The following is a 14,822-nucleotide window of genomic DNA, read 5'->3' on the forward strand; positions in this document are numbered from 1 at the left end:
TTTCTCATACGGAAAACGTTCCCATCACCGAAGTGGACCCGGCAGGTCTCGATCTCAGGAAGATGGACCTCTTCGAAGTCTTCATTCGCCTCTTTGCAAAGAGCCTGCTGAATACGATAAAGAGCTCCCTGAAGAGGGAATATATCCGCAACTCGAATGAACTCCGCGTAATTCGAGGGCGGATAGACTTCCGGCACCACATAAACCCTGCTCGCATGCATATTATCCCCTGCCGGTACCACGAGCTCTCGGTCGACAATCTCCTGAACCGAACCCTCAAATATACCTGTTACCTGATGTCAAGGACTGTCTCGGACTTTACGACGATCCGACTGCTCCGCTCGATCGTCAACCTCCTCGACCCGGTGACGTTAACACCGGTCTCCGTAGCCGAGATCGATCGTATCGCATTCTCGCGGCTCAACCGCATCTTCGAGCCCCATATCCGGATGTGCAGAGTATTCCTCTCGAATTCTTCCCTCACCCTGCAGGCTTCGAAGGTCGAATCCTTCTCTCTGCTGATCCCGATGGAGAGACTGTTCGAAGAGTTCATCAGCGCAGTCCTTGTAGAAGATCCGGCCTACTTCTTCGGGAGGAATGTGCCGGTCAGATCGCAGGCAATCGTGGGCAGGCTTGCTAAGGATGCGAACGGGACTGAATTCTTCAATATGAGGCCGGATATCGTCATCGGACGGCCGCGAATTGAGGGCATCATCGATACCAAGTATAAACAGCTGGATCCGGGCGACCGGAAGCTGGGTGTCTCACAAGCGGACCTCTACCAGATGTATGCATATGTTGCGAAGACAAAAGCCGCGAGGTGCATGCTCCTTTATCCGGAAGTGCTCCTCAAACAGAAGCAGGACTTCGTCCTCATAATGCACTCCCCGGAGGGAGCGGACGTGGATATTTCGCTCATGATCAGGGCTGTCCAGCTCTCCCACGACCTCAACCGACGGGACGGGTGGGCAGCGTTCCGCAGCGAACTCAGGGAGATTGTCAGGCCGCTTATCGCGGAACAGGAACCCCTGACGACAACAGAGTCCGACGGGGCTGCCGCGGAAGGGTGAATGTGTCCCGACCCATTCCGGTCATCCACGCCCCGCGTTAACTGTTGCCCGGGCCGGTATGCCACGGCCGGAACCCGCTGGAGATCGGCGAAGAATCTTCCTCTAATCCGGGCATTCCGGGGCGGAACAGCGGCATCCAGAGGGCGGACAGAACCCCCTATCTAATTTGTCATGTAGAATCATTACAAAACCTATAAAACAGATATGATACCACGCTGTAAGGTCCATACCGACCTATTGGGTTAGTTTTCCGGGAGACGGGTCACCTGTCAGGGAACACGAACTGCAAGATCATAGTGATGTTCGAGTAAAGATACTCAAAACGTGAGGAGGCAACCATGGCAAAAAGAATGCTGAGCGAGTTCGAATCGTACGATCTCCTGAAACAGTACGGCGTACCGGTGCCCGAACATGCGATCGTCAAGACCCCCGCCGAAGCAGGCAAGGTGGCAGAGAAGATCGGTTTTCCGGTCGTCATGAAGATCCATTCGCCCCAGATCGTCCACAAAAGCGATGCGGGCGGCGTTATCGTCAGTATATCCACAAAGCAGGGCGCGGAAGAGGCATTCAACAAGATCGTCGCAAACGCGAAGGCCTACAACCCCGAAGCCGAGATCAAGGGCATCATCGTCGAGCAGCAGGCGGCGCCGGGACTCGAACTGATCATCGGCGGGAAGACCGACCCGGCGTTCGGGAAGGTGCTCACCTTCGGTATAGGGGGCACCCTCGTCGAGTTGATGAAAGACGTCACCCTGAGGATTCTCCCGGTCTCCGAAGAGGAGATCCGGCAGATGGTCAGGGAGATCCACAGCTACCCGATGATCCAGGGCTACCGCGGGGCAAAGCCGAGAGACGAAGAGACGCTCGTCAAGGTCATGTGGGCGATCAACTGTTTCTTCGCCGAGAACACCAACGTCGTGGAGTTCGACATCAACCCGGTCAGGCTCTACGAGTCGGGAGCCTGCATCGTCGACGCCCGGATCTTCGTCGACGATGAGGCGGTCGAGAAGACGGCGAAAGAGCGACCGTTCGTCCCGATCGAGTACTTCACCCCCCGTTCGATCGCGGTCATCGGGGCCTCGTCCGAACCCAAGAAGATGGGTTACGCCGTGATGCACAACCTCCTCCACTTCCCCGGACAGCTCTACCCGGTGAACAACAAACGCCCGGAGGTCCAGGGGCTCAAAGCGTATTCCTCCATCCTCGATATCCCGAACCCCGTCGACATGGCGGTCATCACCGTCCCGGCCAAGCACGTCCCGAGCGTGATCGAGGAGTGCGGGCAGAAGGGCGTCGTCATGGCAGTCATCATCACCGCCGGGTTCAAGGAGATGGGCGAGGGAGGAAAAGCGCTCGAGGACCGGGTCCTTGAGATCGCAAAGCGTTACGGGACGCGTATCATCGGCCCGAACTGCCTCGGCATGATCATTCCCCCAAAGGGCATCGACACCACTTACGTCCACGAGTCTCCCAAACCCGGCAACATCGCCTTCATCTCCCAGAGCGGGGCTATCGTCAACACGGTGGTCGACTGGAGCATCAGGCAGGACATCGGGTTCTCCGTCGTCGTCTCGGTGGGCAACCAGGCGGACCTCAACTTCATCGACTACCTCCGGTTCGTGGAGCGCGACCCCAAGACCAAAGGCATCATCCTCTACATCGAGGAGATCCAGGACGGCAAGACCTTCATGAAGGTGGTCAGCGAAGTCTCGAAGTCCAAACCCGTCGTGGCGATCAAGTCCGGTTCGTCGGTGAAAGGGCAGCAGGCGGCCTCGTCCCACACGGGTTCGCTCTCGGGGTCGTACGACGTCTACATGGAAGCCTTCCGCGAATCCGGCGTGATCCCCGTCCACACCCTGACCGGCACGTTCCAGGTCGCGGAGATGCTGGCGACTCCGAAAGGCTACCCCCGCGGCAAGCGGGCGGTCGTGATCACGAACGCCGGCGGGTTCGCCGTTCTCTCGTCCGATTACGCCGAGCGCTACGGCATCGACCTGATCACCCTCCCGCCCAAGGTCCTCAAGGAACTCAACGAGTCCCTGCCTGATTTCTGGAACAAGAACAACCCGATCGACCTTCTCGGCGACGCCAACGAAAAGCGGTTCGAGCAGACGTTCAGCACGCTTGCCAAATACCAGGACTGCTGGGACATCGCCTTCGTGGTCGGGTTCCCGAACCTCGTCATCGGCTCAGAGCAGCTCGCAAACCAGATCACCCGGTTCTCGGAGAAGACCGAGAACATGATCGTCGGGACGCTGCTTGGCGGCGACTCGATGGAGCGGGGCCGCAAGGTCCTCAAGGAGAACGGCATCCCGACCTTCGAGGAACTCGACTTCACCTTCCGGGTGATGGGAAGAATCCTCTGGCAGAGATTCCGGTAAGGATATCTACCCTTTTTTGTCCGTTCCAAAATGACGGGACGCCCGGTCAGTGCTGCCTTCCGCCACCAGTCTGCCGTCTCTTTGCCAGACCACCAGAAACGACGAGAGAACGGCGAGCGTGTAGCAGGCCCAGAAGAGCGGGATCGCCGTGCCGGAATCAGGCCCCCCCGAGACGAACCGCACGATCCCGATGGCCATCGATACCAGAACGGCCGCGATCACGAGGAGAACCGGCGCTATCCGGACACGGGGACGGGAGGAGGGGGCTGGCGCAACCTTCGGCGTCACGACGAACGGCAGGTGCTTTCCCGAGACGGCGTACCAGATCGCCCGGGCGTATACGAAGGCGAGCGTGTTGAAGATCGCCTGCGAGAACGCGAGATCGTACAGGGAGTACTGCCGCTCGCGGATGCTGACGATGACCTGGAACGCGATCACCACGACGAGCACCACGGCGAACGTCGGGGGAACCCATACGGGGAGAATCGGGATGCCGAATATCAGCGTGGCGACGGGGAGGAGAAAGAGCACCACGTTCACCGCGCCAAGCAGGTAGATCGAGACCGTAACGAGGAACTCAAGCCAGTGCATCGCTGTCATGCTCCGGGGCTGCGCCACGAGTCGCCGGAGAATCGTCCCGAGAAGCTGGGTGTTCCCGTACGCCCAGCGGAGTTGCTGCGTGAAATACGCGGCGAGGTTCGGCGGCCCGACGCCCTCCGCATACACGGCATCGAGAAAAACCCCTCGCCGCCCCTTGAGGTGGAACGTAAACGAAGTGGCGATGTCTTCGGCGATGCACGCCTCGTCCATCCCACCGATGGCAGCGAGATGGCTCACCCGGAATAGGCAGTTCGAGCCCGTCAGCATGGCGGTATTGTTGACGGAGAGCCCCCTGCAGACGTGTTTGTTGTAGATGTGCTGCTGGTAAGAGAACGTGACGCTTATCGGGTCGTGGGGCTCCGTTCGGAAGAACTGCGGAGTCTGGATGAAGGATACGGCCGGGTCGGCCTCAAGGATAGGGACGAGATCGGCAAGGATCTCCGGCTTCACTCTCTGGTCGGCGTCGATGACCAGGAGGTACGGCATATCGCCGTCGAGATGCGAGAGGGCGTGATTGATCGCTCCCGCCTTGAACCCGCGCCTGTGCTCGCGGTGGATATATCGGAGGCCGTACTGCCGGCATATATCCTGCATTGAGGTGCGTTTCCGCGTATCCGTGGAGTCGTCGAGAAGGAAGATACGGAGATCGGGGTAGGCGATAGCCGTGCATGCCCGGACACAGGATTCGACCACGTCCGGCTCCTCGTTGTAGACCGGGATGAAGACCGTGACGGGAGAGGTCGGAGCACCCGACTCTTGCGGTGCCGTGGGACGGTAGGCGTAGAGCGACCGGAGGAGGTGATCGGCGTAGCTCACGAACTGGATCACCCCGAATGCCGTGACGGCGACGAGAAAGAGCGAGAGAATCCTCGCAAACAGGCTCCACCCGGCTCCGGTCAGTATGAGGTGCAGGTCACGGAGGAAGACGGCCGCGAGCAGCACCATGAGCGTGACGGTAAAGAATGAGATGTGTGCTGCCGTTGTCATGAAAATCCACCGCAGTCTGGCTGATATCATGCAGAGACGCCTCGAAGCCGTACTGGCACCCGGAGACCGGCAACCCGGATTCGGTCAGGGTGCAGCGGAAAGCGCGAGGCGGCCCGGATACCATCCATCATACCGGCGCACTTAAAGGTTTCGGGGCCGGCCGAACCGCAGCCTCCAGACCCCGGAGCTGCCTTCTCCGCTCTTTTGCCGCTTCGGCGAGGTGCAGGTGTCAGCCATCTCGGGGATGTATGCCCGGGACGGTACAGGAGCACCGCAGCCGCACACGACGGGGAAAGGCACCGGCAGGCACCATCTCCGGCAGGATCGATGAGCACCGACACAATGAAATAGATCCCTTCCCTTCTGACGAATGATTACTATGGCTGTACAGAAGATGGCACCTGCATCGTTGAAGAAGTACGAGCTGCCGCCGCTGCCCTATGCGCCCGACGCTCTCGAACCCCATATCTCGAAGGAGCAGCTCTCCCTGCACCACGATAAGCACCACCAGGGTTACGTGACCGGGGCGAACGCCGACCTCGAGAAACTGGAGAAGGCGCGGCAGGAAGGCACCGAAGTCGATATGAAGGCGCTCTTAAAGGAACTCTCGTTCAACATCGGCGGCCATGTCCTGCACACCCTCTTCTGGCCGACGATGGCCCCGGCCGGAAAGGGCGGCGGCGGAACCCCGGGCGGCGCGCTTGCAGACCTGATAGACCGGGAGTGGGGTTCCTTTGACCGGTTCAAGGCCGAGTTCACGAAGGCGGCCGCGAGCGTCGAGGGCTCCGGGTGGGCGGCACTGGCATACTGCACCATGACGGACCGTCCCATGATCATGCAGATCGAGAAGCACAACAACCACGTCTACCCGACGTTCCAGATCCTGATGGTGCTCGATATGTGGGAGCACGCCTATTATGTCGATCAAAGGAACAACAAGGGTCAGTTCATCGACGCGTTCTGGAACGTCGTGAACTGGGACACGGTGAACAAACGGTTCGAGAACCTCTAATCACCACTTTTTTCCGCCGGGATCAAAAAAGGCGGCAAGGACTGCGTGCATCTTCCAAACATGGGGATATGCATTGTTCCCGAAAGCGTTCAGGCGGCTTCCAGGGCCAGATGGCACCACATTCTGCGGAAACCTTCCGGATAGAAGTTCTTTTAAGCGAGGGGGTGCCGGTGAAGGGTGCGCGATCCCCATCACGACGAGCGGCAGGGAGCGCGGCACCATACGGCCGGGTTCGGTCTTCGGCATGACCACGGTCATGTTTGCACGACCGGCCGATACTGCAGGCGGTCCGGCATCGGTCGGGCCGCACCGCAAATCACTTATTACCGGGGATGTGATTTGTTTATATAATTTTTACAGGATAAAAACATCAAGGGGGCAGAACACCCGTATGAATAGAGCGGATTCGATATCTATCATATCTCAAGAAGCGTTTCGGATTCTCGACGAGCCCGGCGCAGGTATTCTCGTGCTCGATCGGAAGATGCAGGTGTTCTGGGCAAATGCATTTGCCATGGATCTCCTCTGTGCACGCGAAGAGGAGATCCTCGGATTCGACGCCCGCCGGATCCTCGACGCACGTTTGAAGCCGCTTCTGCAGGAGAGGGAAGTTGCCAGGAAACTCCTGGCCACGATGAACGACGGAACCGAGATGTCCGGTCTCGACCTCTCGGTGCAGGACTCACGGGGGGAAGAGCGACAGATCGTCTACTCCAGCCGAAAGATTGAGCAGGGGACGTTCGCAGGGATGTGGGTGCTCTGCATGCGGGACGTCACCGACCGGAGGCCGGCAAACGAAGGTCTGCTCTCCTCGAACAGACAACTCCTGGTCCTGAACCAGATCATGGGAGTATCCGCGTCGTCCCTTTCGCTCGACGAACTCCTTGAAGCGTCGCTCTCAAAGACCCTCGATCTGCTCGGGTTCGACCTGGGGCTGACCTACCTCCTGAACCCGGAGCGGACGATGGCGCTCACGCGCTACCACCGCGGCGTCCCGGAGAACTACCTCGCCCGGAACAGGGCCATCAAAGTTCACCACTGGCCCTGGAACTTTGTATTTGTCGCCGGACAGCCGCGTTACCTCGATCTGCAGGGGGAGGGGGGCACGATCGAGGAAGAGATCCTCGCCTCGCTCGGCGTCTCCACCCTCGCCTGCATCCCGATCCTTGCGGAATCGGTCGTGGTCGGCGCGCTCTTCCTCGGGAGCAGGCAGGTCGAGGGGTTCCGGGACGAGGAACGTCGCCTCCTGGAGGCGATCGGGCAGGAGATCGGTTCGGGTGTTCTGCGGAGCATGCTCCATAAGCGGCTGGAGGCGGCTCACCGCGAGACGAACCTCTATCTGGACGTCATGACCCACGACATCAAGAACGCGGAGAACGTCGCGAACCTCTACTGCGACCTCCTGCTCGATATACTGGAGGGCGACGCCGCCCGGTACGCACGGAAACTCAAGGGAAGTATCCGCAAAAGCAGCGGCATCCTCCAGAACGTCTCGACCATCCGCCGCATTCACCAGGAACCGTCCGACGTAAAACCGATCCACCTCGGCCGCGTGATCAGGGGAGGGATCGAGCGCACCCCGGAAGCAACCATCTCTTTTGACGGCACTACGGCGGAGGTCTGGGCCGACGACCTGCTCCCCGAGATCTTTACGAATCTCATCGGCAACGCCGTGAAGTTCGGCGGACCGGACGCCGGGATCGCGATCCGCGTGGAGGACTGCCTCGAGGAGGACCATGCGGTGGTGGTGACCGTGGAGGACACCGGCCCCGGCATCCCCGACGCAATGAAGGAGACGATCTTCGACCGGTTCAGGCAGGGCGGGAACCGGGGATGCGGAGAAGGACTCGGCCTCTACATCGTCGGGATGCTTGTCGAACGCTACGGCGGCCGGATCTGGGTCGAGGACAGGGTGGAAGGCAGGCCCGACCTCGGGGCGTCGTTTAAGTTCACATTGCGCGAAGTGGTGCACGGCGAGGCCGACGAGTATGAGGAGTGAGTCTCCTCACGCCGCCGCCGCTCCGGCCTGCCCGATCAGGAGCCCTGCCGAGTACCGGCGCGCCCAGGCATACCCGAGTGCCGCGCCGATTGCGTTCCCTGCGGCAACTCCCCACCAGATGCCGGAGAGGCTGAACCCGAGACCGGCTGCAAATATCCAGGCGAAGAGGATGGACAGGACGACGTTCTGCAGAACCGTGATCGTTAGAGACCGTGCGCCAAGCCCCGTCCCCTGGAAGAACGACGCCGAGAAGAGCCCGAACCCGACCATGGGGTAGACGAGGCTCATGACCCGGAGGTAGGTCGTCAGCTCCGGGGCGATTCCGGGGACGTCGCCCGCCGTGAAGAGTGCGGCAATCCGGGGGGCGAAGGCGAACGTGGCCACGGCAAGCCCGAGACCGATCCCGAGACCAAGCCGTGCGGCGAACCGGAGTGCGGTCTCCATCCGTGCGTACGCCCGTGCCCCGTAGGTGGCGCCGGTGACCGCGACCACCGCCGACGATATGGCGAGGATCGGCGTCAGACCGATGCTCACGACCCGCCACCCGACCGAGTATACGGCGACGCCGTCGGTGCTCGCTATGAGGACGATGACGCCGTTTAAGATCAGGGCCATCAGCGCGAGGGCCAGTTGCTCGGCTGCGGCGGGGAGACCGACCCCCAGGACGTTCCGTGCAACTGCAGCGTCCGGGGAGAACTCCCGGAAGCGGAGGGAGATGTAGGTATCTCTCTTCACGAAGAGCCAGTAGACCATCGGGACGGCGGCGATGACCTCCGCGAGGATAGTCGCCCAGGCTGCGCCGGCGATTCCCATATCGAGCCCGTAGATCAGGATCGGGTCGAGGGCGATGTTCGCCACCGCTCCCGCCGCCATGGCGTACATCGTCCGCTTTGCATCTCCTTCGCCGTGCATGAGCGCGTAGGCGACCTCGCCGAAGAGGAGGGCGAACGTCCCCATAAAGAGGATTCGCGCATACTCGGTGGCCAGGCCGACGGCGTCGCCCGCTCCCATGAGGACGAAGATATCGTGGGCAAAGAGGTAGAGCGGGATGGTGACGGCGACGGCGAGCACGGTCATCAGGAGAAGGGTGTGCATCGCAACACTGCTCGCACCGGCCCTGTCGCGAGCACCGATCGTCCGCGCGAGCGCCGCTTCCCCACCGGTTCCAAGGCCGCTCGCTAACCCGATGGTTATGATGAAGAGCGGGAATGCGAACCCGACGGCGGCAAGAGCGTCTGCACCGAGGCCCGCGACCCAGAACGCGTCGACGACGTTGTAGAGGGTCATGAGGGTCATCGCGACCATCATCGGCAGGGAGAGCCGGAGGATCGCGGTCTTCGGATCGGCGAGGAGTATCTTTGTTCCTTCTGTTTGGTTACTACTTGCGGGTGTATCGTCTTCCGAGTCACTTGTCGGCATACATATCGCCTGCTGGCGCGTCCACGCCGCGGGCCCCCTGTGCAATCGGGGAACGTCTGGAGGGCGGGTGGGACGTCGTGCCAATCTGCTGATGTCGATTGCCGAACGGGTCGGGTTTATGTGACAGAACCGAAAGCGGCCGATTAATAGCAGCCCCAATTCTTTAATTTCCTGACGCCATATGGCAATACAAGACTAATATGGGCGCGGATCAGTAGATATACCTTCGCACCGGCCGAATAGAATCAGGCGGTCGAATGCCCTGCTTCGGCGGCTACGCGCCCGGTCGAGGGGAATCCGGGCTCCCGGCCGGCAGGGCGCCGCCTCATGCCGAACCGGTAAAATCCGCGGCATTGAATCCAGATAAAAAAAAGATGAGATCAGCGTGCGGGAAGCTCCACGGCCGCCGCACCGCGTTTCTTGACGGCGCGGTCGTAAATGCGCCAGTTCTCCTCCCACTCCGGGTTCCGGTCATGGAGCTGCTCGAGCACCCGGCGCCGGATCTCGCCGGAAGGCATTCCGTCGTAGGCGATTCGTTCGACGGCTTCGCCGATCGCCCTTGCCTCCTCCGGCGGCGCTCCCGATTTCAGCGCGCTCACGGTCACCTTCTCCCGCACAAACGGTTCTCTCCTGCCGTCGGCCTTGACAACATCGACCAGTTCAATCACCTCGAGGAAGACGGAGGGCACCCGGGAATCATAACCGTTCCGGTCACCCTCGCCTCGGGGCAGGCGGCCTGAGAAGTTCCGTTGCGGATGCAACTCCTTTCAGCCCCTCCCTGAGAAAGAGAATCCCAAAGACCGATTCGACCAGCGTCCCCTTGACGTGGTCGACCTTCCGTGTGCTTCGCGGGGTGTCGGGGTCGAAGTGGATCCGGTGCTCATACAGCCCCCAGCGATCGCAGAGCCGGGCGAGGTTCGAGTTCCGGTCGTATGCCTTCCGGTTCCCGGTCAGGACTCCGGCTTTCGCGATATCGGGATCCCAGATTGCCGGAAGAAGACCGATCTTTAGAGCGGCGTCACCAATCCACGCGAGCGCCCCCGCCACTTCGTGGAGCCCCGCGAGGTCCCGCAGGTTTGCATCGGTGAGGGTACACCAGCACTTGCTCCGGGCGTGCTCCGCTATCTCGTCGAAGAGGTTGCGGGTGCTCGGGCGGAACATGGCAATGACGAACTGCTCGCGATCCCCGAGCGGGTAGCCGAGATCCGCCTCGACCTCCGGCTGTATCGTCCCCGAGATCACGGCCGCCTTCGCGAAGATCGTCTCGATGTCCCCGACCCAGCGCCGGAACTTTTCGGCGTCTCCCGTAGAGAGCGCCGGGGTCTCCCGCACGAGGTCGTCCCTGAGCGTCGTGAGCCGCCCCTCGATTCCCGGCAGGTCCCACGTAAGCGAGCGGTGCATCCCACTGCCCGTTACTCCCGTAAGGCATGAGCCTTTCGGAGACCGCCGTGAATGATGACGTCTGCAATGCCGCGGCCCTCGAGGAGCCGCATCGTCCGCTCGAGGAGGAAGTCCGAGCCGAGAATCCGGTCGGCCATCCTCTTCGTCCTTGCGGCGGCGAGGAGTTCCCGGCCTATCGCCGAACGCCACTCCCGCTCGTAGGCCGCGAGGGGCTCGCCGTGGAGCAGGTGATCCGCCGCCGCAAGCCCGGCAAGCCGTCCGCAGATCATGGCGGGCGCAATACCCCCTCCGTTGGACGCGACGACGTGGCCCGCGGCGTCGCCTACGGCGAGGACGTTTTCGCGGACGGTCTCGCGGATAGGGCCGGAGACAGGCACGAACCCGGCCTGGACGTCGCGGGCGGAGAACCCCTGGCTCGCGAGGAACGCTCTCAGGAGAACCGGAACCGGGACATCTCTCTTCTGCACGCCGAGCCCGACGTTTGCGCACCCCCGTTTCGGGAAGACCCATGCGTAGCCTCCCGGGGCGATACGATTCCCGAAGAAGAACTGCAGGCGGTCGCCGAACTCCCCGTCGACCCGGCAGGTTATGGCGGGGGCGAGCACGGCGCTCCGCTCCATCCCGGCCGAGCGGCAGACCGGGGAGAGCGGACCGTCCGCGGCGACGACGACGCGAGCCTCGACCACGCCCCGGGTGGTCGTTACCCGGCAACCTTCCCGGCCGAGGAACTTCGTATCCGGCGAGAGTACGGCACCCTCACGAACGGCCGCATCCGCGAGATGCCGGTCGAACGCGTCCCTATCGACGGTGTAGCCGGGAAGACTGAACTCGTACTCCCGGCCGCCGGGAGAGACGGCGACGGCGCCCCGGATCTCCCGCCGGATCAGCCCGGGGTCGACGGGGAAGAGTTCGTCGAGGCCGGAGGCGTTCGGGAGCACGCTCGCGAGGACCTCCGGTGACGCGTTGAACTCCCCGCAGCAGACGGGGACGCCGATCGCTCTCCGCTTATCGATCAGGAGGACGTCGAGCCCCGTTTTTGCCGCGTAGCGCGCGGCGGTGCTGCCCGCGGGGCCCGCACCGACGACGACTACGTCGCACCGGTTTTGCATCGGTGCTCTCGTAAGGAGGGATAGGGTATAAAATAGAGTGGGACGTTACTCCGCGCTTCGCTTCCGCAGCCGCTCGATCCTCTCCGCCACCCGCCGCCTCGCCGCCTCCGTCTCCGCGACGTCCCGGCGGAACGCGACCTCCAGGATATCGCCCTCCCGGGCACCGGGCGGAAGGAGGGAGCGGGGGAGCGTGAGCCGGATCGACTCGTCCTCGCGGAGGAGGAGGACGGCAAGGCCCTCCTCGACGCGATCGAGGCTCACCCGGAAGGCCGACTCATCCTCCGCCATCATCACCGCTCCATGGTGCTGACGACGGTCCCGTTCGCGTCGGCAAGCGTGGCGAGGTCGCCGTCGTTGTTCCAGACCGCGCTTCCCCGGCCCCAGTAGAGGTCGGTCGCGGTGTCGTTGCCCGCCCCGGAGTGGACGGTGACGTCGGCGCCCGGATCGAGCGTGTAGACCGGGAAGGTGTAGGTGTTGCGCGTCCCTTCGTCGGTGATCGTCCAGCCGGTGAGGTTGACCGCCGTTTCGTCCGCGTTCGCGACGGCGATCCACTCCTCCTGGAGGTCGAGGCCGGCGATGTATACGCCGGATGAGGGAGCGGGCGTCGCCGTCGGGGTCGCCGTTGCGGCCGCGGTCGTTGCCCCGGCCGTCACGGTGGCGGCGGGTGCCCCGCCGGCGGCAACGGTGAGCGCCGTTCCGTCGGTGGCGACGATGACGGTTCCGTCAAGGTCGGTCCGGTAGATGCGCGATCCGGTCGCCTCGAGGCGTTCGACCGCTTCCTCATGGGGGTGGCCGTAGTCGTTCCCCTCGCCGACCTCGATGACGCTGATCGCGGGGCTGACCGAGGAGAGGAACTCCGCCGAAGAGGCGTACCGGCTCGCGTGATGGCCGACTTTCAGGACGTCGGCATCGAGGTCGAGCCCGGCCTCCGCCATGCTCTCCTCTGCCGGGGTCCCGGCATCGCCCGTGAAGAGGTACGAAATATCCCCGTAGGTCACCTTCAGGACGACGGAATCCTCGTTTATGTCGCCGAGCGGCTCTGCGCCCGGGTTCAGGATCAGGATCTCGAGGTCGGGATCGAGGGCGATCGACTGCCCGCGCTCCGCCGCGGTGTAGGGTATCCCCAGGTCTTCGACCAGGACGAGCAGGTTCTCGTAGGTCGCGGTCGGGTGCGGTTGCGCGGCATCGACGAACCTGCCGACCGGGTAGGCGGAGATGACGTCGGAAAGGCCTCCGATGTGATCGGAGTGCGCATGGGTCGCCACGACCACGTCGAGTGTCTCGACGTTCCTCTCATCGAGGTATGCAATGACGCGCTCCCCCATCCTGCGCTCGCCGGCATCGATGAGCATAGTCTTATCGCGGAACTCGATCAGGATCGAATCGCCCTGCCCGACGTCGATGAAATGGACGACGAGATCGCCGGATAGGTCAGAGCCGATCTCCGGCTGCTGCCCGGAAGGGTTGGAACAGCCTGCGGTGACGAGGCAGGCGACGGTGCATGCAAAGAGTGCTATGCAGATCAGGTATCGTGCAGGTATGGACGACATTGCTCTCTAAACAAGTAGAGGGCGCCAGGGCTATAAGTGTGCTGAGGTCGGGCATCGGCACCGTACCCGACGTTCCGGGCATGTGCTCGATCCGCCGGCGGAAGGGAGGGAACAGGGGATGGTGGAAGCGCGCAGGAATGGAAAGGATGATATGCGTCGACCGTCACCCCTTATCAGTAAGGACGATGAAGGAAGTATCACCCCTTGAGATCTATAACGAGTACCACGACGACGTTCAGGCAATTTTCCGGTCGAGACTGCTGACGCAGGTGATGATCGCACTCGGTAGCGGGAGCAAACCGCTTTCGACCCTTCGCGACATCACAGGGAGTTCGTCGCAGGCGCTTATCCCGAAGATCCGGCAGCTCGAGGGCCTGCATTACGTCGAATCGGTGAAGGGAGACTACGCGCTCACCCCCATGGGCAGGATTGTCGAACCGGGGATCGAGCGGCTGGTCATGGTGATGGGGGTGCTCCAGCGCCACCGGGACTTCTGGGTAGAGCACGATATCGAGGGCATACCACCCGAATTTCTGAGAGGGATACAACACCTGTACAATTCAAAGGTGGTAAAAGATGTTGAAGAGAACATCTTCGTCGTGTATGCAGCCTTTCTGACTATACTCAAGGAAGCGTCATGGATTCATGGTGTATCATCAATTATGAGCCAGGTCCTTGCAAACGCGATTAAAGAGGCAGTTCAGGACGGCAGGCCGGTTGAACTCATCGTCTCCCAGAAACTCGCCCAGACATTGACCACCGGGCCGTATGATACAATGCTGGGATCCCTGAAAGGGCATGAAAACTTCAAGGTGTACGTCTCTACTTCGCCGATTCGCCTGGGGATGACAGTGACCGACAGATACCTGTCACTGGGCCTGTACAGACATGATGCCGGCACCTACGACGCTGCTACGGATCTCATCAGTACCGACGTTGCAGCGATCTCCTGGGGCGAGAGACTCTTCCAACATTACAGAGCAGACGCCAGACCGCTGGAACTGCCCTGATATCCCCTTTTTCCGGGATCCAATATCCCAGTGCCCAATGCAACACCCGGTATAACGTCGTTCCACGGCATCCGGGGATATACCATCATTCAGGGTTCAGACAAATTTCTATTCGTGTTTGTTGAGTGGGCCGGAGAGAGGGGCGAATGCACCGCTCCAGCCTGCTCAGCCCTTTGCCAGAATAGCGTGTTTAAATACCGGGACGCATCGGAGTGATGAATCTTCGTCGGAGTAATAAATATTCACCGGTTCTCTGAAAACCACTCCATGTTCGGATTTGCAAA

The 14,822-nt window shown here is 61.7% G+C and carries 12 protein-coding genes; 5 read left to right on the top strand and 7 right to left on the bottom strand.

Annotated features, from left to right (window positions below; all coding sequences use genetic code 11):
* Nucleotides 1-62 precede the first annotated feature (62 nt).
* Together EI28_RS00500 and EI28_RS00505 are read left to right on the top strand one after the other, a co-directional pair.
* Nucleotides 63-1,070 (top strand): McrC family protein, encoded by a 1,008-nt coding sequence (locus EI28_RS00500; protein WP_231476503.1) that lies wholly within the window; start codon nt 63-65, stop codon nt 1,068-1,070.
* Nucleotides 1,071-1,408: 338 nt separating this feature from the next.
* Entirely contained in the window at nt 1,409-3,451 is a 2,043-nt protein-coding gene (locus tag EI28_RS00505; protein WP_048111801.1) for an acetate--CoA ligase family protein, read from the top strand.
* A 6-nt stretch (nt 3,452-3,457) separates the two neighbouring features.
* Here EI28_RS00505 and EI28_RS00510 read toward each other — a convergent pair whose 3' ends face one another.
* The gene (locus EI28_RS00510) at nt 3,458-5,038 is read right to left on the bottom strand and encodes a glycosyltransferase (RefSeq protein ID WP_048111803.1); all 1,581 of its coding nucleotides are present in this window, start codon (nt 5,036-5,038) and stop codon (nt 3,458-3,460) included.
* Nucleotides 5,039-5,408: 370 nt separating this feature from the next.
* On the opposite strand from EI28_RS00510, the gene EI28_RS00515 reads away from it, so the two are divergent.
* Both EI28_RS00515 and EI28_RS00520 read left to right on the top strand, forming a co-directional pair.
* Nucleotides 5,409-6,050, top strand: a complete 642-nt coding sequence (locus EI28_RS00515; protein WP_231476502.1) for a superoxide dismutase — start codon at nt 5,409-5,411, stop codon at nt 6,048-6,050.
* A 391-nt stretch (nt 6,051-6,441) separates the two neighbouring features.
* Nucleotides 6,442-8,049 carry a HAMP domain-containing sensor histidine kinase gene (locus EI28_RS00520; RefSeq protein WP_052379623.1) on the top strand — a complete coding sequence of 536 codons (1,608 nt, stop codon included), beginning with the start codon at nt 6,442-6,444 and terminating at the stop codon, nt 8,047-8,049.
* Between the two features lie 6 nt (nt 8,050-8,055).
* On the opposite strand, the gene EI28_RS00525 is transcribed toward EI28_RS00520, so the two are convergent.
* The 6 genes from EI28_RS00525 to EI28_RS00550 all read right to left on the bottom strand — a co-directional run bounded on the left by EI28_RS00525 (nt 8,056) and on the right by EI28_RS00550 (nt 13,528).
* Nucleotides 8,056-9,468, bottom strand: coding sequence for an MATE family efflux transporter (locus EI28_RS00525; protein WP_048111807.1), 1,413 nt, complete (start codon nt 9,466-9,468; stop codon nt 8,056-8,058).
* Between the two features lie 380 nt (nt 9,469-9,848).
* A complete protein-coding gene (locus EI28_RS00530) occupies nt 9,849-10,157 on the bottom strand; it encodes an ATP cone domain-containing protein (protein WP_052379624.1) in 309 nt (102 codons plus the stop codon).
* 22 nt (nt 10,158-10,179) lie between these two features.
* A complete protein-coding gene (locus EI28_RS00535; RefSeq protein WP_048111808.1) occupies nt 10,180-10,869 on the bottom strand; it encodes a ribonuclease III domain-containing protein in 690 nt (229 codons plus the stop codon).
* 11 nt (nt 10,870-10,880) lie between these two features.
* Nucleotides 10,881-11,978, bottom strand: coding sequence for an NAD(P)/FAD-dependent oxidoreductase (locus EI28_RS00540; RefSeq protein WP_052379625.1), 1,098 nt, complete (start codon nt 11,976-11,978; stop codon nt 10,881-10,883).
* 45 nt (nt 11,979-12,023) lie between these two features.
* Entirely contained in the window at nt 12,024-12,269 is a 246-nt protein-coding gene (locus EI28_RS00545) for a DUF3006 domain-containing protein (protein WP_011844550.1), read from the bottom strand.
* The gene (locus EI28_RS00550; protein ID WP_048111810.1) at nt 12,269-13,528 is read right to left on the bottom strand and encodes an MBL fold metallo-hydrolase; all 1,260 of its coding nucleotides are present in this window, start codon (nt 13,526-13,528) and stop codon (nt 12,269-12,271) included. The genes EI28_RS00545 and EI28_RS00550 overlap by 1 nt, the downstream gene beginning before the upstream one ends.
* A 185-nt stretch (nt 13,529-13,713) precedes the next feature.
* Here EI28_RS00550 and EI28_RS00555 point away from each other — a divergent pair, with 185 nt between their 5' ends.
* Complete coding sequence (locus EI28_RS00555; protein WP_048111818.1) at nt 13,714-14,538, top strand: winged helix-turn-helix domain-containing protein; 825 nt, start codon at nt 13,714-13,716, stop codon at nt 14,536-14,538.
* The last annotated feature ends 284 nt before the right edge of the window (nt 14,539-14,822 follow it).

The sequence above is a fragment of the Methanoculleus sp. MH98A genome (genome assembly GCF_000691865.1).
Lineage (GTDB): Archaea > Halobacteriota > Methanomicrobia > Methanomicrobiales > Methanoculleaceae > Methanoculleus.

Excerpts from the sequence above, each read along its gene's own strand:
- EI28_RS00500 (WP_231476503.1), top strand. The coding sequence starts at position 63 with ATGGACCTCTTCGAAGTCTTCATTCGCCTCTTTGCAAAGAGCCTGCTG.
- EI28_RS00505 (WP_048111801.1), top strand. The coding sequence starts at position 1,409 with ATGGCAAAAAGAATGCTGAGCGAGTTCGAATCGTACGATCTCCTGAAA.
- EI28_RS00510 (WP_048111803.1), bottom strand. The coding sequence starts at position 5,038 with ATGACAACGGCAGCACACATCTCATTCTTTACCGTCACGCTCATGGTG.
- EI28_RS00515 (WP_231476502.1), top strand. The coding sequence starts at position 5,409 with ATGATTACTATGGCTGTACAGAAGATGGCACCTGCATCGTTGAAGAAG.
- EI28_RS00520 (WP_052379623.1), top strand. The coding sequence starts at position 6,442 with ATGAATAGAGCGGATTCGATATCTATCATATCTCAAGAAGCGTTTCGG.
- EI28_RS00525 (WP_048111807.1), bottom strand. The coding sequence starts at position 9,468 with ATGCCGACAAGTGACTCGGAAGACGATACACCCGCAAGTAGTAACCAA.
- EI28_RS00535 (WP_048111808.1), bottom strand. The coding sequence starts at position 10,869 with ATGCACCGCTCGCTTACGTGGGACCTGCCGGGAATCGAGGGGCGGCTC.
- EI28_RS00540 (WP_052379625.1), bottom strand. The coding sequence starts at position 11,978 with ATGCAAAACCGGTGCGACGTAGTCGTCGTCGGTGCGGGCCCCGCGGGC.
- EI28_RS00545 (WP_011844550.1), bottom strand. The coding sequence starts at position 12,269 with ATGATGGCGGAGGATGAGTCGGCCTTCCGGGTGAGCCTCGATCGCGTC.
- EI28_RS00550 (WP_048111810.1), bottom strand. The coding sequence starts at position 13,528 with ATGTCGTCCATACCTGCACGATACCTGATCTGCATAGCACTCTTTGCA.
- EI28_RS00555 (WP_048111818.1), top strand. The coding sequence starts at position 13,714 with ATGAAGGAAGTATCACCCCTTGAGATCTATAACGAGTACCACGACGAC.